Source organism: Embleya sp. NPDC056575, from assembly GCF_042793325.1.
In the GTDB taxonomy this organism is placed as follows: Bacteria; Actinomycetota; Actinomycetes; order Streptomycetales; family Streptomycetaceae; genus Embleya.
This window is the reverse complement of record NZ_JBHTVA010000039.1, coordinates 14,335-36,229: the sequence shown is the minus strand read 5'-3', so window position 1 is coordinate 36,229 and position 21,895 is coordinate 14,335. Positions and strand designations below refer to the sequence as shown.

Annotated in this window: 14 protein-coding genes; 7 read left to right on the top strand and 7 right to left on the bottom strand. The window is 72.1% G+C overall.

The genetic code is table 11. From position 1 onward, the window contains the following. The first annotated feature begins 46 nt into the window (after positions 1–46). From ACFRCG_RS28315 to ACFRCG_RS28305, 3 genes are all read left to right on the top strand, one after another. A complete protein-coding gene (locus ACFRCG_RS28315) occupies positions 47–817 on the top strand; it encodes a cyclase family protein (RefSeq protein WP_380036536.1) in 771 nt (256 codons plus the stop codon). A 120-nt stretch (positions 818–937) separates the two neighbouring features. Then, positions 938–1,084, top strand: coding sequence for a hypothetical protein (locus tag ACFRCG_RS28310; RefSeq protein ID WP_380036534.1), 147 nt, complete (start codon positions 938–940; stop codon positions 1,082–1,084). A 191-nt stretch (positions 1,085–1,275) separates the two neighbouring features. Then, positions 1,276–3,513 carry a CRISPR-associated endonuclease Cas3'' gene (locus ACFRCG_RS28305; RefSeq protein ID WP_380036532.1) on the top strand — a complete coding sequence of 746 codons (2,238 nt, stop codon included), beginning with the start codon at positions 1,276–1,278 and terminating at the stop codon, positions 3,511–3,513. A 420-nt stretch (positions 3,514–3,933) separates the two neighbouring features. Here ACFRCG_RS28305 and xylB read toward each other — a convergent pair whose 3' ends face one another. Both xylB and xylA read right to left on the bottom strand, forming a co-directional pair. Further along, on the bottom strand, positions 3,934–5,346 hold the full coding sequence (gene xylB, locus ACFRCG_RS28300; RefSeq protein WP_380036664.1) for a xylulokinase: 1,413 nt from the start codon (positions 5,344–5,346) through the stop codon (positions 3,934–3,936). Position 5,347: 1 nt separating this feature from the next. Continuing rightward, positions 5,348–6,505 (bottom strand): xylose isomerase, encoded by a 1,158-nt coding sequence (gene xylA, locus ACFRCG_RS28295; protein WP_380036530.1) that lies wholly within the window; start codon positions 6,503–6,505, stop codon positions 5,348–5,350. 192 nt (positions 6,506–6,697) lie between these two features. On the opposite strand from xylA, the gene ACFRCG_RS28290 reads away from it, so the two are divergent. Next, complete coding sequence (locus ACFRCG_RS28290; RefSeq protein WP_380036528.1) at positions 6,698–7,918, top strand: ROK family protein; 1,221 nt, start codon at positions 6,698–6,700, stop codon at positions 7,916–7,918. Positions 7,919–7,936: 18 nt separating this feature from the next. On the opposite strand, the gene ACFRCG_RS28285 is transcribed toward ACFRCG_RS28290, so the two are convergent. Further along, complete coding sequence (locus ACFRCG_RS28285) at positions 7,937–9,211, bottom strand: MFS transporter (protein WP_380036526.1); 1,275 nt, start codon at positions 9,209–9,211, stop codon at positions 7,937–7,939. Positions 9,212–9,696: 485 nt separating this feature from the next. Between ACFRCG_RS28285 and rox the strand changes: the two genes are divergently transcribed. Then, entirely contained in the window at positions 9,697–11,190 is a 1,494-nt protein-coding gene (gene rox, locus ACFRCG_RS28280; protein ID WP_380036524.1) for a rifampin monooxygenase, read from the top strand. A gap of 219 nt (positions 11,191–11,409) precedes the next feature. Then, positions 11,410–12,087, top strand: coding sequence for a hypothetical protein (locus ACFRCG_RS28275; RefSeq protein ID WP_380010958.1), 678 nt, complete (start codon positions 11,410–11,412; stop codon positions 12,085–12,087). Between the two features lie 39 nt (positions 12,088–12,126). Here ACFRCG_RS28275 and sigJ read toward each other — a convergent pair whose 3' ends face one another. Beyond that, positions 12,127–13,056 carry an RNA polymerase sigma factor SigJ gene (gene sigJ, locus ACFRCG_RS28270; RefSeq protein WP_380036523.1) on the bottom strand — a complete coding sequence of 310 codons (930 nt, stop codon included), beginning with the start codon at positions 13,054–13,056 and terminating at the stop codon, positions 12,127–12,129. 330 nt (positions 13,057–13,386) lie between these two features. Here sigJ and ACFRCG_RS28265 point away from each other — a divergent pair, with 330 nt between their 5' ends. Next, on the top strand, positions 13,387–14,877 hold the full coding sequence (locus ACFRCG_RS28265) for an MFS transporter (protein WP_380036522.1): 1,491 nt from the start codon (positions 13,387–13,389) through the stop codon (positions 14,875–14,877). A gap of 37 nt (positions 14,878–14,914) precedes the next feature. On the opposite strand, the gene ACFRCG_RS28260 is transcribed toward ACFRCG_RS28265, so the two are convergent. The 3 genes from ACFRCG_RS28260 to ACFRCG_RS28250 form a co-directional block, all read right to left on the bottom strand. Beyond that, complete coding sequence (locus tag ACFRCG_RS28260; RefSeq protein ID WP_380036521.1) at positions 14,915–15,766, bottom strand: SAM-dependent methyltransferase; 852 nt, start codon at positions 15,764–15,766, stop codon at positions 14,915–14,917. Between the two features lie 499 nt (positions 15,767–16,265). Beyond that, positions 16,266–17,432 (bottom strand): phosphatidylglycerol lysyltransferase domain-containing protein, encoded by a 1,167-nt coding sequence (locus ACFRCG_RS28255; RefSeq protein WP_380036519.1) that lies wholly within the window; start codon positions 17,430–17,432, stop codon positions 16,266–16,268. A gap of 231 nt (positions 17,433–17,663) precedes the next feature. Then, complete coding sequence (locus ACFRCG_RS28250) at positions 17,664–21,890, bottom strand: beta-ketoacyl synthase N-terminal-like domain-containing protein (protein ID WP_380036517.1); 4,227 nt, start codon at positions 21,888–21,890, stop codon at positions 17,664–17,666. Positions 21,891–21,895: the final 5 nt, after the last annotated feature.

Below are 21,895 nucleotides of genomic sequence, written 5' to 3'. Positions count from 1 at the left end.
ACCCCATCCCTCAGGCCCGATTCCCCGCACCCGGCAAGGAGCACCCATGGTCGATCTGACCGCCCTCGCGACCCACCTGCTCGACGGCTCGATCGAGGTCGTCGACCTGACCTCACCGCTGCACGCGGGCACACCGCTGCTCGCCCTGCCGCCCGAGTACGGGCAGACGGCCCCGTTCGAGTTGGAGGAGATCAGCCGCTACGACGACCGAGGCCCGGCCTGGTACTGGAACAACTTCCGCACCGGCGAACACACCGGCACCCACTTCGACGCGCCGAACCACTGGATCAGCGGCCGGGACCTCGACGACGTGTCGCAGGTACCGGCGCAGCGCCTCGTCGGCCCCGCCGTCGTCATCGACAAGACCGCCGAAGTCGCCGCCGACCCGGACTACTTGCTCGACGTCGCGGACCTCCGCGAGTGGGAGTCCGAGCACGGCGCGCTGCCCGACCGCGGCTGGCTGATCTACCGCACCGGCTGGGCCGCTCGCGGCGACGACCCGGCGGACTTCGCGAACGCCGACGACGACGGCCCGCACACGCCGGGTCTGACACCGGACGCCGCCCGCCTGCTCGCCGACAGCGGCATCCTGGGCATGGGGGTGGAGACCGTGGGCACCGATGCCGGCCGCGCGTTCGCCTTCGATCCGCCTTTTCCGTGCCACGACTTCTTCCTCGGCGCCGACAAGTACGGCCTCACCCAACTGCGCAACGTGGACCGACTGCCGACCACCGGCGCGATCGTCATCGCCGCCCCGCTCCCGATCGTCAACGGCTCAGGCAGCCCCTGCCGAGTATTGGCCCTGATCACCCGCTGATCCCCCAACAAAACCATCCGACAACGCCGTGGCCGGTTGCGGTTGACGGGAATCAGGCGTACGACCGGGAGGAGGAACCGGTCGCGACACGAATGTGCCGCTGGGAACGGAAGGACGGTCATGAATCTTCGTCGCTGGGCCACGTGTGCCATCCTCGCCTGCGTCGCGGGCACAGCCTTCGCCTTCGCCGCCGCCCCGGGGGCGACGACGGTCGAGTACGGATCGACCCACGCGGTCGCCGCCACCGCCATCGAGTACGGCCTGTAGACGGCCGAACCCGCGCAGCCGCCGGACCCGTTCCCCATCGGAGCGGGCCCGGCGACGAGCCGGGCCCGAAGGCCTCCGGACGTCGCCGAGCCTGCCGGCTCACGGCCGCCTGGACCATCGGCGAGCGGTATCTGGTGGGCACGCGCCTGCGGCTGCGATAGTCGGGTGTCCGGCGGACGAGGGAGTCGTGAATGACGCACGGATACGGGGAGTTCTTCCACACGGCGACCGGCCATCGGCCCTATGCCTATCAGGCCGGTTTCGCGGAGAGCGGGCTGCCGCGGTTCGTTCGGGTTCCGTCGGGGGGCGGGAAGAGCGCGGCCGCCGTATTGGCCTGGCTGTACCGGCGGTTGGTGTCCGCGGTCGAGGTGACGCCGAGGCGATTGGTGTACGTATTGCCGCAGGGCAGCCTCGCGGAACCGACCCACGCGCGCATCGCCGAGTGGCTGCGTCGCCTCGGGTACACAGACGACGTGGACCTGCACCTGCTCGCCGGTCCGGAGTCGCAGAACGGCGCGTGGCGGCGGTTTCCCGAGCGGAACGCGATCCTGGTGGGTACGCACGACGGGCTGCTGAGCCGGGCGTTGATGCGTGGGTTCGCCGACGCGCGGGCGATGGCGCCCGTGTCGTTCGCGCTGCTCAACACCGACACCCACTGGGTGTTCGACGAAATGCACTTGCTGGGACCGGGGTTGCCGACGAGTACGCGGCTGCAGTCGCTGCGCGAATCGTTCGGCACGACGGCGCCGACCGGCAGCACGTGGATGTCTTCGACGTCGGACGGGAACACCATCGACGGCGGTGACGTGGCGGCCGGCGCCGGGCTCGCGGCGGTTCGACGCATCAGGCGGTTGGACCCGGACCCGACACGGTACGTCGACGACCTCGTCGACGCGCTGGGCGCCGCGCACCTGCCCGGCACGCGGTCCATCGCCGTACTCGGCTCCGCGCAGCGGGCGCGCGAGGTCTACGGTGCGCTGCGCGCGGCGCATCCGGGCCGGGAGATCGTGCTGGCGCATCCGTACGCGCGTACCGCCGACCGCCGTGTTCATGCGGCGGCTTCGGAGGAGGCCGGCCGGGACCGGATCCTGGTCACGACGCGGGCGCTGGACGTCGGATCCGACGTGTCCGGCCGTACAGTCCTCACCGAACTCGCCCCGTGGAGCGCGCTCGTGCAACGCGCCGGTCGCTGCAACCGCCACGGCGAACACCCCGATGGCGGCGACCTGTTGTGGTGTGTACCCCCGGACGGACCGGGGCCGGACGCGGGTGTCGCGGCCTGGCTGAACGCGCACGAGGGCGAGGCCGTCACGACCGTGGACATGTTCCGCGCCCGTGTCGACCACAACGTGGCGCCTTCCCAAGTCCTGGGCGAGAACGATGTGTTGGCGATGTTCGACAACGCGTACGGCGCGGTCCCGGCCGACGCGAGTCCGTGGATCTGCGCCGACGACGAGCGTACGGTCCTCGTCGCGTGGCGGGTGTGGGAGTCGGGGGAACCCGGCGAGGACGAGCCGGGACCCGCGCGCGGCGAGCAGTGTGAGGCGCCGCTCGCCGACGTCCGAAGGATGCTGGACGATCGCGCAGTGTGGCTGCGGGATCCCGTCGACGGTCGGTGGCGGCACGCCGTGGCCGACGATCTCCGTGCCGGAACGTCCGTGCTGCTCGACGCCGTGCGCGGCGGCTACCTCCCCGAGGTGGGGTGGGCGCCCGAGAGCGGCGCGCCGGTGCCGTCGCTGTTCACCGGGCGCACGCCGCCCGCGATCGCGTGTGTCGCTTGGGTGAGTCTCGACCGGCACCTGCTGGAGACCGAGGAGGAGGCACGTGCGGTCACGGCCGCCCTTCCGGGGCTGACCGAGGAGCAGCGCGAAGCCGTGGCCCACGCCGCCAGGTTCCACGATCTCGGCAAGTGCCACGACGTGTTCCAGGCCATGCTGCGCGGCGGCGGTGGCGGCGAGCCGCCGGAGCACCTGTTGGCCAAGTCCAAGGCGCCGTGGAGCACTGGAGTCTCCACGCGGGCCTACTTCCGGCACGAACTGGTCAGCGCACTCATCCTGTTGAACGGCGAGCACTGGCATACCCCCCTGGCCGACCCGGAGTTGGTGACCTACCTGGTCGCGGCGCACCACGGTCGGGTCCGTGTGTCGGTGCGCCCGGAGGCCGACGAGGACGCGCGGACGCTGCTCGGCGTCCGCGACGGTGATCGCACGCCGCCGGTCGCCGTGTCCACGGGCGACCACTTCCCCGGGCAGTCGCTCGACACCGAGGCGTTCCGCCCGGGCGGTTCGTGGACGCCGCGAGCCCTGGCGCTGCGCGACCGCGACGACCTGGGACCGTTCCGACTCGCGTACCTCGAATCACTGGTCCGCGTCGCCGACTGGCGCTCCAGCGCCCGCCACGACGGCCCCACAACGGACCTCGCCCCCTGAGCCCCGTCCACCGTGAACGCATGCGCCCACCGGCGACAACGCACCTCCCACGAGCACCCTGTCGCCCAGGGCCCGCGGCATGCGGTTCCCCGCTCGAATTCGGTTGACCGTCGTCGCCTTCGGGCTCGACAGCTTTCACCGCGGCACCGGACTGACCCGCCCTCGCGGGGCACGCTTCACCATGCACGGCAACTTCCGTCCGGGATCCGCCGATTGGGGTCTGCGCGGACCGTGGGCGGACCGCAGCCACGACACCGCCCGGTATCGGTTCGTCGAACGTGCGACGGCGAGCCGACTCGCCCTGTTCGGATTCCCGCCCGCCGGGCACCCGTTCTGGACCTGCGACACGCTGCGCGCCGTGGCACAGCGCTGGAGGAAGGCCCCTCCCGCCGTGATCCGCAGTCCGTCGCCCCGTGGTCGTCAGAGGCGGTCCAGGTGGAGTGGGCGAGCGGCGGCATACCGGGCGCGAACGGCCGCCGTGCCGTCGCGCATCGGCGGGTATGTCGTGCCGGGGACCGGCCACTCCGGAGGGTGCGGGTCATCCGTCAGGGCCCAAGCGGCCTGCCGGGCCGCGCCCCACGCGGCGAGTTCGCCGGTCGCGGGGACCGTGACGGGGCGCTCGAACAGCTCCGCGGCGATGGCCGCGACCGCCGGCGAGCGGGCCGCGCCGCCGACCAGCCGGATGCGCGCGACGTCGGTGGCGGTGGTGTCGAGCACGGCGTCGAGGGCGTCGGCCAGGCCGCACACGATGCCCTCGACGTAGGCGCGGGCCAGATGGGCGGGGGTGGCGTTGGCCGTGGTCAGGCCGTGCAGGGCGCCGGCGGCGTTCGGGAGGTTGGGGGTCCGTTCGCCGTCGAGGTACGGGACGAGGACCAGGCCGTCGGCGCCGGACGGTGCGCCCGTGGCGAGTTCGGCGAGCCGCTCGTGCGACACGCCGAGCATGCCCGCCGCCGCGTCCAGGACGCGGGCGGCGTTGAGCGTACAGGCCAGCGGCAGGAACGCGCCGGTGGCGTCGGCGAATCCCGCCACGGCTCCGGACGGGTCCGCCGTCGGGGACGGCGACCGCACGAACACCGTCCCGGAGGTCCCGAGCGACACGACGGCCTCCCCCGGCGCGACACACACGCCGAGCGCCGCCGCCATGTTGTCGCCCGTGCCCGCCGCGACCAGCACGCCCGACGTCGTACGACCCGCCGCGTCCCGCGGACCGAGCACCCGCGGCAACACCGGCCGAGCGCCGAACGCCGCGCCGAGCAGGTCCGTCCGGTATGCCTCCTCGCGGGGCGACCAATAGCCGGTCCCGGAGGCATCGCCGCGATCGGTGGTCAGCCCGCCGATGTCACCCCCACCGGTCAGCCGCCACGTGAGGTAGTCGTGCGGCAGGCACACCGCCGCCGTCCGCGCCGCCGACCGCGGGTCGTGCTCGGCGATCCAGCGCAACTTGCTCACGGTGAACGACGCGACCGGCACACTCCCGACCGCGCGCGCCCACGCCCCGGGCCCGCCGTACTCGGCGCACAACGCCGCCGCCGCGCCGGCCGACCGGGTGTCGTTCCACAACAGCGCGTCGCGGACGACCGCGCCGTCCTCGTCGAGGCACACCGCACCGTGCTGCTGCGCGGATACCGCCACCGCCGCGACGTCGTGCAATCCCCCGGCCCCGGCCGCGGCCGTCCGCAGCGCCTGCCACCAGGCCTCCGGGGGGACCTCGCCGCCGTCGGGGTGCGGTGCCCGTCCCTGCCGCAGCACCGCGCCGCTCGCCGCGTCGCAGACGAGCACCTTGCACGACTGGGTCCCGGAGTCGATGCCCGCGACCAGGGTCCGCCCCGGCATGTCAGCGCGCACCCAGGAGGTGTTCCACGGCCAACTGGTCGAGCCGCTCGTAGCCGGATCCGCGGACCGCGGCCGCGTCGGGGTCGAAGCTGTCGCCCGCGAGGTCGGCGTACGTCTCGCCCGGCGCGAGTGTCGGTACGGCCGGCTCGTGCAACCCGGCGGCGGCCCTGGCCTCGCGCACCTCGGGGTCGGCGCGAAACGCGCGTGCACGTTCGCGAAGCAGCAGGTAGGTGCGCATGTTGGCGGCCGCGCCGGCCCACACCCCGGCGGTGTCCTCGGTGCGCATCGGCTTGAAGTCGAAGTGCCGGGGCCCGTTGTAGCCGCCGTGCTCCAGCAGGTCGACGAGGAAGAACGCGCTCTTGACGTCGCCGTGGCCGAACACCAGGTCCTGGTCGTACTTGGGCCCGTGCTGGCCGTTCAGGTCGATGTGGAAGAGCTTGCCCTCCCACAGGGCCTGCGCCGCCGCGTGCACCATGTTCATCCCGGCCATCTGCTCGTGGCCGACCTCGGGGTTGAGCCCGACCATGTCGGGGTGTTCGAGGCGGGCGATGAAGGCGAGCATGTGGCCCACGGTGGGCAGGAAGATGTCGCCGCGCGGCTCGTTCGGCTTGGGCTCCAGCGCGAACCGGAGGTCGTGGCCCCGGTCCAGGACGTACGCGCACAGGATGTCGATCGCCTCCTTGTAGCGGTCGAGCGCGACCCGCACGTCCTTGCCCGCGTCCGTCTCCGAACCTTCCCGGCCGCCCCAGAACACATAGGTCCGCGCCCCGAGTTCGGCGGCGAGGTCGAGGTTGCGCATGACCTTGCGCAGCGCGAACCGGCGGATGCCGCGGTCGTTGGCGGTGAACGCGCCGTCCTTGAAGACGGGATGGGCCGTGAGGTTCGTCGTGACCATCGGGACGATCATGCCGGTCGCGTCGAGCGCGGCCCGGAAGGCGGCGATCCGCTTCGCCCGCTCCGCCTCGTCGGCGCCGAACGGAATCAGGTCGTCGTCGTGGAACGTGACGCCGTACGCGCCGAGTTCGGCCAGCCGGTACACCGCCTCGGCCGGCTCCAGCGGGGCGCGGGTGGCGTCCCCGAACGGGTCGCGCGCCTGCCATCCGACCGTCCACAGCCCGAAGCTGAAGCGGTCTTCCGGGGTCGGGACGAGGTCGATCATCGCGCCTCCCTGAGCGAATCGATCGAATCGCATCGCTTCGAGCCGCTTGGAACCGCTTCAAGCCGCTTCGAATCGCCATCAATTAGTTAGGACTCTGGACTAAACTCCACAACGAGCCAACCGCGCACCCGGGCAACTGTCAATAGCCGCCCGCGGGAGGACCGTCCGTCCGCGGGTGAGAGGATCCGCGCCATGAGCACGCCGGACGGCCCCACCGATCTGGTCGGGATGCGCGAACGCAACCTGGCGCTGGTGCTGGCCGAGATCGACCGCAGCCAGCCGATCACCCGCGCGCGGCTGGCCGAGCTCACCGGGCTCACCAAGACCACGGTGTCCGCGCGGGTCGCCGCGCTGACCGCGCTCGGGCTGGTGAGTGCCGAGGACCCGGTCAGAGCCGGCCGCGGGCGGCCCGGCGCTCCGGTGTCGGTGGCGTCGGGACCGATCGCCGGGCTCGGCGTGGAGATCAACGTCGGGTACCTGTCCGCGTGCGTCCTCGACCTCACCCGGCGGGTGCGCATCCGCCGCAGCATCCCCCGCGCCGGCGCCGGTTCCGACCCGGACCGGGACGTCGCGGCCCTGGGCCGGCTCGCCCACGCGGTCACCGGGCAGGCCCGCCGTGCCGGGCTCACCCTCGTCGGGACGACGGTGGCGGTCCCCGGCGTGCTGCACGGCGGGGCGGTGAACGCGCCGAACCTGGGCTGGGACACGCTGCCCGCCGCCGAACTCATCGCCGAGGCGCTGCCGTCCCAACCGCTGCCGGTGACGGTGGACAACGAGGCGAATCTCGCCGCTCTCGGCGAGTTGTGGTTCGGCGCGGGCGCCGGGCTGGGCGATTACGTGTACGTGTCCGGCGAAACCGGCATCGGCGCGGGAATCGTCGTCGGCGGCGCGCTGTTTCGCGGTACGCACGGCGCGGCCGGCGAACTCGGCCACGTCGTCGTCGCCCCCGGCGGACCCGCGTGCCGCTGCGGCGGGCGCGGCTGCCTGGAACAGGTCGCCGGGCTGGACGCCGTCCTGCGGGCCGCCGACGTGCCGGATGCCGCGCCCGCCCGACCCGATGCCCGGGACCGCGCCGACCTCCTCGGCGCCGGCGCCGCCGAACTCGTGCGCCGCCTGGAGGCGAGGGACCGCCGCGCCCTCGCGGCCGCGAAGCGGGCCGGCGAAGGGCTGGGCATCGCCCTGGTCGCCGTCACGAACCTCTTCGACCCCGCGGCCCTCGTCCTCGGCGGCCTCCCCGCCCGCATGGCCCCCTGGCTCACCCCGCACATCACCGCCGCCCTCGAAGCCGGCGGCGGCAGACTGCGCGGCCGCACCCCGACGATATGGCGCTCGGAACTCACGGACGGCGCGGTACTCGGCGCCGCCGGCGAAGTCGTCGCCCGAGTGCTCGCCGCCCCGGGCGCCGTCGCGTAGAGCCCGCCGGCGGCGGTCTCACCGGGCCGGTTCCGCCGGGGACCGGGGGCACGGGGTTGGTGGGTCGGGCACCGGCGGGGGGCTTGTGGGGTGCTTCCCGTGACCGTCGTAGAGCCAGAACGGGCGTACGGCCAGGGCGCCGACCATGACCAGGACGATGCACAACATGGCACTGCCCGACCAGGCGATGCCGAGGGTGGTGGTCGCCGCCATCACTCCTGCCCGCAGGTCGCCGAGTCGGGGGCCGCCGGTGACGACGACGGTGAAGACGCCCTGCATACGTCCGCGCATCTCGTCCGGCGCCCACGTCTGCAGGATCGTCTGCCGGTAGACGGCGCTGACCAGGTCGGCGGCGCCGGCGAGGACGAGGAGGGCGACGGCGAGCCACAGGGCGCGGGTGAAGCCGGCCAGCGTGATGGCGCTCGCCCAGGCGACCACCGCGAGAGTGAGCGCGACGCCCTGGCGGCGTATGCGCGCGATCCATCCGCTGCACAACCCGGCCAGCAGGGATCCGATGGCGACCGCCGAGTACAGCACGCCGATCCCGCCGTGGAAGCGGGTGGCGGCGGCCTCGGGGAACAGGGCGTTCGGCATGGCCAGCACCATGGCGGCGATGTCCACGGCGAACGACATCAGCAGCACCGGACTGGCGCCGATGAAGCGCAGCCCCTCGAACACGGCGCCGATCCCCGTGCCCGTCGCGGCCCCCGCCGGCGGAATCGGCGGAAGTCTCCACGTCGAGTAGAGGGACAGGGTGAACAGGACGGCGTCGGCGGCGTAGGCGTAGGCGAACCCGTGCGGAAGCGTGAGCAGGACGCCCGCGACCAGCGGTCCCGCGATCTGGCCGATGTTGCCCACCGTGAAACTCAGGGTGTTGGCGGCGGGGATCAACTCGTGCGGCACGATGCGGGGAATGATCGCGCCGCGCGCCGAGGAGGCCGTGGCGAAGCCGGCCCCCTGGACGGCGACGAGGCCGAGCAGGAGGAACTCCGAGCGGGCGTGCAGGAGGGTCTGGGCGAGCAGCGCGATGGTCACCGCCCAGGTCACCAGCGACGACCACAGGCACAACCGGCGGCGATCGACCCGGTCGGCGACGGCGCCGCCGTACAGGCCGAACACCACGATGGGCACGACACCGAAGAGTCCGGCCAGGCCCACGTAGAACGACGAGTGCGTGATGGAGTAGATCTGCACCGGGACGGTGACCTCGGTGACCATCGTGCCCACCAGCGAGGCCCCCTGGCCGACCAGCACCCGCCGATAGGCCGGCACGGCGAACGGACGTGTGTCCACCGCCGCACGACGTATTCGGGCGCCGATGCCCCGGGATGACTTCGGTGCGGGCGTCGGCGTCATCGGGTCCTCGTCTCCGACGTCGTGGCGCGGTGGGCGGGCGGCCCCGCCCCTGGACGGAGCCGATGCCGCCGGCGACGCGGATCCCCCGGTGTCGTGCTCATGGGGTCACGTTGTCACGAGGGTGCGATGGCTCTCTTCCATTAATCTGCCTACTTGTGTCGCAAAACAGCCAACACCCGTCGGCATGAGCTCTACGGAGGCCGGCGCCCGGCCCGTTCGCGATCGTGTTCGTGCGGCCGGAAAAGCAGTGGACGGATGGGCCCCGGGTCTATACCTTGCACTCGACCGTGACACCGCCCGAGGAGGTGAGACCCATGAACGCTGTAGCGATATGGGCGCTCCCCCTTGCGGTCACGGCCGGCGATTGACGTAGGTATCGCCGGGAGCGCCTGCCGACAAGGCACTCCCGAAAGGCAATACCCATGCAATCTCCACAGGTCACCCCCGAACCCCGCGCCTCGGCCGCCGGCGGCGCCGATCGTGCGCCCCTCGTGTTCGACGTGATCATCGCCGGCTGCGGGCCGACCGGCGCCATGCTGGCCGCCGAACTGCGGCTGCACGACGTGCGGGTGCTCGTTCTGGAGAAGGAAACCGAGCCCGTATCGTTCATCCGTATCGTCGGTCTGCACATTCGCAGTCTCGAACTGATGGCCATGCGCGGACTGCTGGATCGTCTGCTCGAACGCGGCCGGCGCCGTCCGGCCGGCGGCTTCTTCGCCGCCATCGACAAACCCGCGCCCCAGGGCTTGGATTCCGCGCACGCCTATCTGCTGGGCATCCCGCAGCCGGTCGTCGAGCGTCTGCTCGAAGACCACGCGACCCGACTGGGCGCGCAGGTCCGGCGAGGCTGTGCGGTGGCCGGTTTCGAGCAGGACGACGAGGGCGTGACCGTCGAACTGGCCGATGGCGAACGGCTGCGTGCGCGCTGTCTCGTCGGCTGTGACGGCGCGCGCAGCACCGTGCGCAAACGGCTCGGCGTCGGCTTCCCCGGCGAGCCCTCGCGAAACGACACGCTGATGGGCGAGATGCACGTGGGCGTGCCGCAGGAGGAGATCGCCGCCAAGGTGAGCGAAATCAGCCGCACCAACCGGCGATTCTGGCTCAGGCCCTTCGGCGAAGGGGTGTATAGCGTCCTGGTCCCGGCCGCGGGCGTCACCGATCGCACGGAACCGCCCACGCTCGAGGATTTCAGACAACGGCTGCGCGCCATCGCCGGAACCGACTTCGGCGTGCACTCCCCGCGCTGGTTGTCCCGCTTCGGCGATGCCACCCGGCTGGCCGAACGTTACCGTGTCGGGCGGGTGTTGCTGGCCGGCGACGCGGCGCACATCCACCCGCCCACCGGCGGGCAGGGCCTCAACCTGGGCGTTCAGGACGCCGTCAACCTCGGCTGGAAACTGGCCGCGCACATCCGCGGCTGGGCGCCGGAGACCTTGCTGGACACCTACCACAGGGAACGCCATCCGGTCGCCGCGGACGTACTGGACAACACCCGCGCCCAGACGGAACTGCACTCCACCGACCCGGGCCCGCAGGCCGTACGCAGGCTCTTCACCGAACTGATGGACATCGACGAGGTGAACCGCCGGCTCATCGAGAAGATCACCGCGATCGACATCCGCTACGACTTCGGCGCCGGCCCCGACCTGCTCGGCCGCCGCATGCGCGACATCGACGTAAAGGACGGCCGCCTCTACGCCCTGCTGCGACACGGCCGCGGCCTACTCCTGGACCGCACCGAACACCTGACCCCCGGCGCCTGGTCGGACCGAGTCGACCACGTCGCGGACCCCACCGCGGCAGTGGACGCCCCATGCGTCCTCCTCCGCCCCGACGGCCACATCGCCTGGATCGGCGACGATCAACAGGAGCTGAACACCCACCTCTCCCGCTGGTTCGGCCACCCCATCCCCTGATCCCACCCCGACAGCCGAGGCACCATCACACGTGGTGCCCCGACGCCGAACTCGACCGGTCGGCGGCATCGCCTGCCGACCGGTCGGGTGTACCGGCCGTCAATCGGAAGGCGCGCGGGTGGGGAAGTTGCGGGGGGTGTGTTCAAGCTCCGGTATATCGGACACGCTTAGACTCGGAATCGCGGCGCAGCACGGGGCTCGCCGGGCGAGGGGACGAGCGTGAGCAACCGGATGGGCTCCCAGCCGGCCAACGGGTGGACGCAGACCGACGAATTCCTCTGGTACACCTGCGACATCGTGGCCGATGTCGTCACGGGCCAGGCGGACCGCCGCCCGCTCGTGGCGAGTACGGCCCGGATCGCGCCGGGGGAGCGCGTACTCGCGACCGGGGTGGGAGAGCAGTTCCGGCTGCGCGCCGTGGGCAACGGCAGCTACCGCAGCACCGGGGTGGCCGCGATCGGCAGGCCGGGGTTCGTGGTGGGCGCGCTCGCCGTGAACGCCCTGGGCAACGCGGCGCGCCGCAAGCGTGCGCAGCAGGACACCGTGCCGCGCTGGGTCAACGACGGCGGCGGCGAGCTGACCATCACGCACCTGACCGCGTATCTCGCGCATCCCCGCAACCCGCTGAGTCTCGGCTTCACCGGTCTCGACCAGATCGACCTGCCCGAGCCCGGCGTCTTCGAGGCGCGCTACCACGACATGTACGGCAAGGGGTACATGTGCGTGCGCCTCGCCACTCCGTGGGCGTCCCTGGTGTTCGCGCTGGCGGCCCTCGCGGCGTTTCCGTCCCATCCGCGGCTGCTCGGCGGCACGTGGCTTCCGCCGGGGTTCGAGGAGCGCTGCGCCCACTTCGGCCGACCGGTGCGCCCCGCCCAGCGGTTGGTGCTGGAGCGCTGACCACCACGCCGTGACCGCGAGTGCCGGCGCGCGCTCGGGTCAACGGGTTGTCCACGGGCGGAGTTTGTCCGGGTTGCGGATCGTCCAGATGTGGTGGATGCGCTCGCCCACGACGTGGAAGGCGAATACGGTCACGGCGCGGCCGTTCTGCTGGACCACCAGGCCGGGCAGGCCGTTGACCGTACGCTCCAGCAGCGTGTAGTCGGGTGCGACGGTGGCGAGTCGCAGGTAGGTGTGGGCGATCCGCTCGCCGCCGATGATCGGATCCAGGATGGTGACGGCCTTGCCGCCGCCGTCCGCGACCCAGGTGGCGTTCGGGTCGAGCAGGCCGATCAGCGCGCCGATGTTCTTCGCGTCCCAGGCCGCCTTGAAGTCGCGGACCACCGCGGCGTGGCCGGCGCTCGGGTCCGCGTCGACCTGTGACTCGCGAATCCGCCGCCGGGCCGACGACGCCAACTGGCGGCAGGCCGCGGGGGTACGCCCGACGATCGTGGCGACCTCCGCGAACGGGTAGCGGAAGACGTCGTGCAGGACGAACGCCACACGCTCGGCGGGGGTCATCGACTCGAACACGACGAGGAAGGCCATGCCGACCGACTCGTCCAGGGTGATGCGATCGGCCGGATCCATGCCGCCGCCGGCTACTCCTCCGGTGATCCACTCGGTCGGCTCGGGCAGCGGCTCGGGAAGCCATTCACCCACGTAGGTCTCCCGCCTGGCCCGCGCCGAGCCGAGCAGGGTCAGGCACACCCGGCCCGCCACCTTCGTCAGCCAGGCCGCCGGGACCTCGATCTCGTCGCGTTGCGCGTCGGTCATCGCGTACCAGCGGGCGTAGGTCTCCTGGACCACGTCCTCGGCGTCGGCGAGCGATCCGAGCAGCCGATAGGCCAGGTTGATCAGCCGCTGCCGCTCCTCCATGACCGCCTCCACGCCGCTCTCGTGCATGGTGTCCCCGTCCGTCGCTCTCATGCGTTCGATCACACCTGTTCGACCGGACAGGCCGCCGAAACGTCAGGTCGGCCGCAGACCGGCCGCGCCGCCTCACATTCCGAGCGACTGCCTGGTCGAAGGGGTGGCGGCGAGTACGCCACAGCCCGAGTTCGCGGCCCTCGGGTTCTGATGCCGCCCCGACCGCCCGCAACGAACTCCCGGAGACGCCGAGCCCGACCGAACGGCCCGCCTTCGTACCGCACGACGTGTTCGGCACGACCTTCCCCGAGATCGGCCCGGTGGTCGAGCCGCAGTCCGGCGGCGGCCCGCCATGCCCGGACACCATCCCATCCTGCCTTCGGAGCCCCCATGTCCACCGATACATCCGCATCGACCGATCCGACGAAGGCGAAATCGCCGTCGGGGACACCCGCCGCGCCCGACGCCACCGACTCGTTCCTGGCCACCACGCGCGGCAAACTCACCCTCCTGCTCCTGTGCGCGGTGGCGTTCCTCGACTTCATCGACGCGTCGATCGTCAACATCGCGCTGCCCACCATCCAGAAAGACCTCGGCCTGTCCAACCAGAACCTCCAGTGGGTGCCGTCCGGTTACCTGCTGACGTACGGCGGACTGATGCTGCTCGGCGGTCGGGCGGCCGACCTGCTCGGGCGGCGTCGGGTCCTGATCGTGGGCACCGTCGTCTTCTCCGCGTCCTCGCTGATCGGCGGCTTCGCGCAGACGTCGGAGGTGCTGATCGCGGGACGCCTCGCCCAGGGCGTGGGCGCGTCGATGATGTTGCCCGCCGCGCTGTCGATCCTGACCACGTCGTTCAGCGACGGCCCGGACCGCAACAAGGCGCTGGGGGCGTGGGCCGGCACCGGGGCGTTCGCCTCGGCGGCGGGCGTGTTCCTCGGCGGCGTGCTCACCGAGGGTCCGGGGTGGCGCTGGGTCATGTTCGTCAACGTGCCGGTGTGCCTGCTCGTACTGCCCGCCATCCCGAAGCTGTTGCCGAACGACGACCGCCGCGCGTCGTGGCAGGGCTTCGACATCGCCGGCACGCTGTTGGCCACCGGCGGCCTGATCCTCATGGTCCACGGTCTGGTCAAGGCGCCCGAGCAGGGCTGGAGCGATACCCGTACCATCGCCGAACTGGGCATCGCGACCTGCCTGTTGATCGCCTTCGTGATCAACGAGGCGCGCAGCCGCAACCCGCTGATGCCGCTGAGCATCTTCCGCGTGAAGGGCCTCGCCGCGGCGAACATCACGCAGTTCGTGGCCATGTCCGGCTTCCTGGCGATGTTCTTCTTCGTCACCCTGTACGTGCAGGGCATCATGGGCTACTCGGAGATCAAGGCCGGGACGGCGTTCCTGCCCGTGACGGTCGGCGTGGGCATGGCCGCGGGCGTCGCGCAGGCACTGATCGCCCGCACCGGTACGCGGCCGCTGATCGTCGCCGGCGCCCTCGTCGCCTCCGTCGGCGTCTGGATGTTGTCCCGCGTCCCGGTCGACGGCTCCTACCTCTCCGATCTGCTCCCGGGTCTGATGGTGATGTCCTTCGGCCTCGGCTTCGTGTTCGTCGGTGTCGCCACCGCCGCCAACGCCGGGGTCCCGGCCGACAAAGCCGGACTGGCCGCCGCGCTGATGAACACCGCACAACAACTCGGCGGCGCGTTCGGCCTCGCGGTGTTGTCGGCGGTCGCGACGTCGAAGACCACCCACCGGTTGGCGCACGGACACGATCGGGCCACCGCCTACACCGAAGGGTTCCGGCAGGCCCTGCTGGTCGGCGCGTTCTTCCTCGCGGGCGCGGCGATCGTGGCCCTGTTCGTCGCGAACAGCCACGGCGAGGAGCCCTGACCCACGACCTCGGCCGCACCGGTGGGACACCGTGTTTTCAGGGTTTGCGCGCCAGTAGTCCGTAGCAGCCGATGTCCGCCGGGGCCGGGAATTCGGCGTCGGGTTCGGGGTGCCATCGGGAGACGAGTTCGACGCCCGGTTCGAGCAGTTCCCAGCCCTGCGGCACCAGTGCCTCGACCTCGGCACGGCTGCGCAGTTGCATCGGGATACCCGACTTGCGGTACACGTTGGCGCCGCCGCCGGTGCCGACCGGGTCGAAGTCGCCGGTCAGGTGCGAGAGCACCAGGTGGCTGCCGGAGGGGAGCCGGTCGGTCAACCGGCGCACGAGGTCCGCCGGTTTCTCGTCGTCCGGGACGAAGTGCAGTATCGCGAGCAGCATGACCGCGAGCGGCCGGTCGAGGTCCAGGGACCGCACGAGTGCGGGGTGGTCGAGGATGGCGTTCGGGTCGCGGACGTCGGCGTCGATGTACGCGGTCTCGCCGTCGGGGTGGCTGCTCAGCAGCGCACGGGCGTGTACGAGGACGATGGGGTCGTTGTCGACGTACACCACTCGGGAGTTCGGCGCGATCCCCTGGGCGGCGTCGTGCGTGTTGCGGCCCTCGATGGGGATACCGGTGCCGAGATCGAGGAACTGCCGTATCCCGAGCCGGGCGAGGTGTGCGACCGCCCGCAACAGGAACGCCCGGTTCGCGCGCGCGGCGGTACGCGCGTACGGAACGGCGAGCAACGTCTGTTCGGCGGCTTCCCGGTCGGGGGCGAAGTTCGTCTTGCCGCCAAGGAAGTAGTCGTAAATGCGCGCCGAGTGCGGCGTGGTGGTGTCGATCCCCGGCGGAGTCCAGTCCGCGATGAGAGCCTCCTGCTCGGGTGAACGCTCGAACCCGGAGTCCATCGAGTCGCCGCCTCCGTTTCGAACCGACCGCACCGGGGACCGGCCCCTTGTGCACGTCCCTTGATCGCGTCATGCAAAGGGCATGCTACCCGGCCGTCGCACGCTCGTTCCCCTCGGCGTCGCTTCTCTGCGCGGTTCGGGAGGTTGCCGAACGGGCGATCGGGTGATTCGTACGTCAGTACGATGCTCGGGTGACGAGTGACGTGGCGACCGGCCGGCCGACCCGTGCGCGACCGCCGGAGAGGGATGGGGAGTTCCCGGACACTCGCAGTGCCGCGCGGGGTCGAGGCCGGGGGACGGGCCCGGTCATCGGCTCGGTTCGGGTTTCGGGATCGGCCGCCGACGTCGCCGCGTGAGCGGTTGGTGCCGTCGTACACCGACAATAGCGCCCACATGCTCGGCGCACTCCTCGGCCCACCCGGAGCCACCGAACGCCGACGCGCCCGGGGCACCGCGGGCGTGGTCGCGATCATCGCCCCCCACCGGGCCGACCGGTCGATCACAACAGGCGGGTGGAGCGCACGAGGTTCCATACCGCCGCCACCGGAACGCGGTCCTGGAAGGCCACGTACTCGGGTTCGCGCAGGTGCGGGGCCCATTTGAGTTTGAAGGCCTCCTGGGTCCGCGCCGGGTAAAGTTCGCGCCCACGCTTGGTCCCCTGTCGGAGCATCCACGCGAACAGGGCCGAGGCGCTGGGCGGTTCGTGCTCCTCCGCGAGTCCGACGAACGGCGCGAGCCCGAGGTGGAGCCAGCCGGCGCCCTCCTCGGTGAAGGTGTTCAACGCCGTGAGGTTGATCAGTTCGTGGGTGCCGACCGGGGCCTGGGGGCGCCGGCGCGACAGGTCGCACAACCACCCCGGTCGACTTCCCCACACGGGCGCGTACGTGATGTAGGCGACGACTTCCCCGCGGTGTCGGGCCAGGAACGTACGGCGCAACCTGCGGCCGATTCCGCCGTGTTCACCGACCATGAAGGACAGTTGCCGCACGAGGCGGCCCTTCTCGCGCAGCCACTCGCGGTCGATCCGCTCCAGGGTGTGTCGGTCGGGCACGTCGTCGGCTCCCGCCTCCGTGACGACGACCCCCTCCCTTCGGGCCCGGGACACGTTCTGCCGGACCTTGGCGAGGGGTTTGCCGCGCAGCGTGAAGCGGGACAGGTCGATGCCGTAGGCGACGCCGAGTTGGTTCACCGCGAAGCCGCGGTCGGCGTAGAGCGCGATGTCGTGCGAGCGCAGCTGAACCGCGGTCAGCACCCTGCGCCGGCCGGGGCCGCGGTCGAGCGTGCGCAGGTATTCGTCGAGCAGCGCCCCCCGGTGCGCCGGTGCCGCGAACGGTCCGGCGAACTGGATGTGGTGGCGCCGCCCCGGCAGAAACGCGACGAGCCCCGGGACGCCGCTCCCGTAGTGGTGCCGCGTCCCGGCGTTGACCGCGAGGAAGGCACTCGGATGGTCGGCGTGGGCACGCAACATCCCGATCGGGTCCCGCCCGCCCGCCATCGGTACCGCGACCCCGGTCGCCGCCCCGGTGCCGCCGGGCGCGGGCCCTCGGCTCCCGCCGGCCACTCCCCGCTGTACCGGCACCACGCCGCTGTCGCCGGCGCCGCCCTTCCCGTTCCCGCGATGCCGGTCGTTCCGGACGGAAGGCGGCTCTTCTGTGCCGAAGGTCATGGCTTCCCCAAGCTGAGGCGGTCGTGTCGCAGGTACAAACGAGCCGTCCGGAGGTGCTGACACGCCTTCGCCGCGAAAAGGCCGGGAGGTTCACTCGTTCCACGTCGCGTACGGGGCGACTCGGCGCAGGCGGGCGCGTGCCCGGCGCGGCAGGGCCCGGGCAGATGACGGTGGGCGGGCTCCGAAGGGAACCCGCCCACCGCTACGACGTCGACCGTGGACCCGTGTCGGCTACGGCCGGTTCTCGACGGTGACCGACTCGGCGTCCGCGTGCACCACGAGATGGTGTCGGGTGTCCGGTTGGTCGGACAACCAGGCGATCCGGTTCTCCACGTCCACGACGACCCGGGCGGGATGTTCGCCGTGGGCCCGGGCCACGTGTTCGCGCATCGCCACCTCCTCCGCGTGCAGTCGGGCCGGGGCCCCGGCGGGCAGACCGTAGACGTAGGCCAGTCCGCCGGTGGGCCAGTCGGCCGTCTCCAGGACCGCCCGATCCAGCCGGCTTGCGCCGTCCACGACCTGGGACAGGCTCATCTTCGGCGCGGGTCGGCGTTCCAGGAGGAAGGCCCGCCGATCGGCGCCGGATTGCAGTTCCAGCACACTCGGCGGGGACACCATGCTGACGTTGCGGAACGCGGCGCACAGCCGATCCCCCGCCAGCACCTGGAAGTCGACGAACAGCAGATCGCCCTCGGATCCGCCCGGTCGGGCCTCCACCCGCAGTTGCCCCTCGGTGGGGAACGGGGCGAAGAGGTCCATGCGGACCAGGCCGTGCGGATACGGCACCACATTGGGCCCGACCTGCGGGTACGGCAACCAGAACACCCGATCGGCGATGATGTGCGTCGCCGCGTCGAGCAGCCCTGGATGGGTGAACGTGCCGGGGACGGAACCCCGTTGCGCGTCCAGGATCCCGAAGGCGCCATCGCTGCCGTAGCCGACCTCGGTGAGGTACCGGAAGGCCGGGCCGTGTGGCAACCGATGGGTGAGGTAGGGCAGTTCGGCCCGCTGGGCATCGGTGAGCGGTGGCAGCGGAGCCGGCGTTTCGGGCCGGTCGAACGTGATCGTCGCCTCGGCGACGAGTTCGAACCTGGACAGCGCCTCGTTCCGGGCCGGCCGCCACATCAGCAGGCTGACATGCACGTCCCGGCCCCGATCGGCCATCGGCTCGACCCGGGTGAGCAGCCGGGTGGGGCTCACCACCGGGATCCAGCGCTGGAGGCGCAACTCCCGCAGGCCGGTGGCCCGCAGGCCGGTGTACGTACTCGCCGCCTGGAACAGGTGATCCACCGTGCACATCATCGGCAACACCGGCAGCGTCCAGGTGGGACAGTGGTCGAGCACCCACGGATCGGCATCGGGGCTGACCACGAACTCGCGTTCGGCCGGACCTGGTTGCGGCTCCGGGACGAGCGCCGCGACCTCGGCGACCGGCTGGACCGGCTCGATCGGCGGGGTCGGCGGGGTCGGCGGGATCGACGGCGTCGGCAGGGTCGGAGCGGCCGAGGCGACCGAGGCGACCGGAGCAACCGGAGCGACCGGTCCCGCCGAGTCCGCCACGAATGCGTTCGCTTCCGGTCCATACGACTGTTGGAACATGCCGGCGACTTCCAACAACGCCCGGGTCGCCTGCCGCTGAACCTCCAGGAACAGCAGGTGATTCTCATGCCGGGTGTTCATGAAATGCACATGCGATCTGCCGACGGCCCGCTGGTGCGCACTGAGCGCGGTCGGCACCAGCGTCTCCTCGACCGAGACCTCAACCGGTACGGACACCGGAACCGAAGCCGGAACCGGAACCGAAGCGGGAGCGGGAGCGGGAGCCGCAACCGAACCGGGAGCGGGCCCCGAAGCCGTCACCGGCACGGCCACCGCGGCCGGAGCCACCACCGGGCCCGCGGGTCCGCCGATCTCCGCCGCAGGCACCGCCCGAGCCGCAGGCAGCGTCACGAGTTCCCGCGCCGGCCGCGCGTCCTGCAGTCGAAGCACGGTCCTGAGGTCGAAGAACGCGATGCTGGACAACCGCCTGGCAGGCGTCGACCCCTCCGCCCTTCGTCCCAGGGTCGCCGCACCCGTCGCCGCCGGTGCCGTATCCCCGGCGCTCAGCAGGAGTTCGGCCGCGGGCGCGCCCAGCGGGTCCACGGTCACCTTCGCCCTCGCCAACTCCGGCCGCGCAAACGCCTGCGCCCCCACGGCCGGCACGGTGCGGTGATACAGCGCCACCGCGGCGCACGCCACGCTCAACAGCCCGGCCGCGCAGTGCGGACGACCGAACAGGGCTGAGGGATCCAGCCGATCCGGCCGATCCGCCGGCGCCGACGAAGGATCGAGGTCGCCGACCACCAGGTCGACGGCGCCCTGCCCCGCATCGGCGCCGGCCTCGTCCTCGCCCTGCGGATCGATCACGGCAAGGACGGGGTCGCCGTCCCGGCGCGCGTGGTCGAGCCGCTTGAGGGCCAGCACCACCGCCGCGTTCCCCTCGGCTCCGGGGAGCCCGAGGTCGCGGACGACCGACCGATGCACCACCGTCGAGGCGAGGTCGACCGCGCCCACGAGCGCCGCGTCACTCGCTCCGCTGCCGATCGCGTCGACCGCGAGGTCGAGCGCCCGGATCCCGGATGCCTCCTCCGCGCAGACCGCGACACTGGCGTCGGTCAGCCGAAGTTGCGCGCTGATCCGGTTGGCGGCGATGTTGCCCAGGCCCCCGAGGGACCACGGCGGGCAGTTCAACGGGTCGGCGACCCGGTCCTCGGAGGATGCCGCGGCCGCCGCCGAGCGGCGCGCCTCCAGGGTCGTGCGGTTGTGCCAGACGGAGAACTCGGCGTGCACGGTCGCGCTGCCGACGCCCACGAGCACCATGGTGCGCTCGTCGGGCAGGGTCAGCGCGCGGGCGGCATCACGCGCGGCCTCCAGGACCAACAGGTGTTCCCCGGAGGTCTGCAGCATGTCGTTGGGCGGCATGCGCAGACCGTCCACGCGCAGTTCCACCGTGCGTGGCGGCCGCAACCTCGGCTCACCGGTCAGCAGCGCCTCGACGAAGTCGCCGGTGGTGTCGCCGTCCCCGACGCGGGCGCCGAGGCCGACGATCGCCACCCGGTGCCGGCGGCGCCCGGCGGGGCCGGGCACGGCCCCGCCGGGGAAGGACGTCGACGCCCGGTCGGCGGTGTCCCAGGCATCCACGACCAGGTGCGCGTTGACCCCGCCGAACCCGAAGCCGCTGACCGCGGCCCGCCGTAGCCCCCGCCATTCCTCCGGCTGGGCCAGTGGCCGCAGCGGTGTGCCGCGCAAAGCCTCGTTGGCGTCGTCGGCACCGACGGTCGGCGGCAGTGTGCCGTGTTCCATCGCGCCCAGCACCTTGAGCAGCGCGGCCCCGGACGCGGCGGTGAGCGGATGGCCGAGGTTGCCCTTGACCGACCCGATCGGCAGGTCCGTACGCTCCGCGAAGATCCGGGCCGCGCAGCCCAGTTCCACGGTGTCGCCGACCGCCGTGCCGGTGGCGTGGCACTCCAGCAGCGACACCGTCTTGGGGTCGATCCCCGCGGCCCGATAGGCCAGACTCATCGCGCGTTGTTGTTGGCCGCCGTCCGGGACGAGCATGCCGCCCCGGCCGCCGTCGTTGGTCGCCCCGATCCCGCGGATCACGCCCAGCACGGGTACATCCGCGGCCAGCGCGTCCTCGAGCCGCATCAGGGCGACCATCGCGGTGCCCTCGGCCGGGACGAGGCCGTCGGCCTCCCGGTGGAAGGGCCGCGACCGCGCGCTGGGGCTCAGGGCCCCGAGCCGGCCCATGCCGTGGCTGATGATCTCGGGCGCGCCGCCGTTCAGCGCCCCGGCGACCATCAGGTCCGCCTGCCGGAAGTGCAGTTTCCGGCAGGCGAGTTCGATCGCGTACAGCGCGGAGGCGCAGGCCGCCTCCAGGACCACCGCGCCGGCCCGCAGCCCGAAGGCCTGGGCCACGAGCTGCGCCGGCAGGCCGAAGCAGAATCGGCTCATCGGGATCGGCGAATGCCGGTCGTGCCGAGGCCACTCGGCCCGGACCTCGGCCGGCTGCGACCGCAGCCAGACGTCCTCGGCGTACGCGACCATCGACGTGGTCGGGCACGAGATGTTGCCCAGGACCAGGCCCGTACGTCGGTGCAGCCCGAGCCGATCGACCTCGGCGAGCGCCTGCCGGGTGGCGTGCACGACCCAGCGCACGGTCGGGTCCAGACCCTTGATCTGCTCGGCGTCGATGGCCAGGCCGTACGGGTCGAAGCGCTCCTCGAACCCGGTGACGTGGCCGAACACCGTGCTCGCCGGGTCGGCCCCGCTCCACTCGGGCCCCGCCGTCGGGCGCCCGATGGAGAACGGGGTCAGCCGTACCGCGCCGGAGACCACGGTCTCCCACAGTTCGGCGGGCGTGTGTGCTCCGGGCAGGACGCAGCCGCGTCCCACGATGGCGATTGCGGGGAAGTCCATGCCCC

What these genes read in the sequence shown, in the direction of transcription:
- ACFRCG_RS28305 (WP_380036532.1), top strand. Translation starts at nt 1,276, where the DNA reads ATGACGCACGGATACGGGGAGTTCTTCCACACGGCGACCGGCCATCGG.
- ACFRCG_RS28255 (WP_380036519.1), bottom strand. Translation starts at nt 17,432, where the DNA reads ATGACCTTCGGCACAGAAGAGCCGCCTTCCGTCCGGAACGACCGGCAT.
- ACFRCG_RS28290 (WP_380036528.1), top strand. Translation starts at nt 6,698, where the DNA reads ATGAGCACGCCGGACGGCCCCACCGATCTGGTCGGGATGCGCGAACGC.
- ACFRCG_RS28310 (WP_380036534.1), top strand. Translation starts at nt 938, where the DNA reads ATGAATCTTCGTCGCTGGGCCACGTGTGCCATCCTCGCCTGCGTCGCG.
- ACFRCG_RS28250 (WP_380036517.1), bottom strand. Translation starts at nt 21,890, where the DNA reads ATGGACTTCCCCGCAATCGCCATCGTGGGACGCGGCTGCGTCCTGCCC.
- ACFRCG_RS28315 (WP_380036536.1), top strand. Translation starts at nt 47, where the DNA reads ATGGTCGATCTGACCGCCCTCGCGACCCACCTGCTCGACGGCTCGATC.
- sigJ (WP_380036523.1), bottom strand. Translation starts at nt 13,056, where the DNA reads ATGAGAGCGACGGACGGGGACACCATGCACGAGAGCGGCGTGGAGGCG.
- xylA (WP_380036530.1), bottom strand. Translation starts at nt 6,505, where the DNA reads ATGATCGACCTCGTCCCGACCCCGGAAGACCGCTTCAGCTTCGGGCTG.
- ACFRCG_RS28265 (WP_380036522.1), top strand. Translation starts at nt 13,387, where the DNA reads ATGTCCACCGATACATCCGCATCGACCGATCCGACGAAGGCGAAATCG.
- rox (WP_380036524.1), top strand. Translation starts at nt 9,697, where the DNA reads ATGCAATCTCCACAGGTCACCCCCGAACCCCGCGCCTCGGCCGCCGGC.
- ACFRCG_RS28260 (WP_380036521.1), bottom strand. Translation starts at nt 15,766, where the DNA reads ATGGACTCCGGGTTCGAGCGTTCACCCGAGCAGGAGGCTCTCATCGCG.
- xylB (WP_380036664.1), bottom strand. Translation starts at nt 5,346, where the DNA reads ATGCCGGGGCGGACCCTGGTCGCGGGCATCGACTCCGGGACCCAGTCG.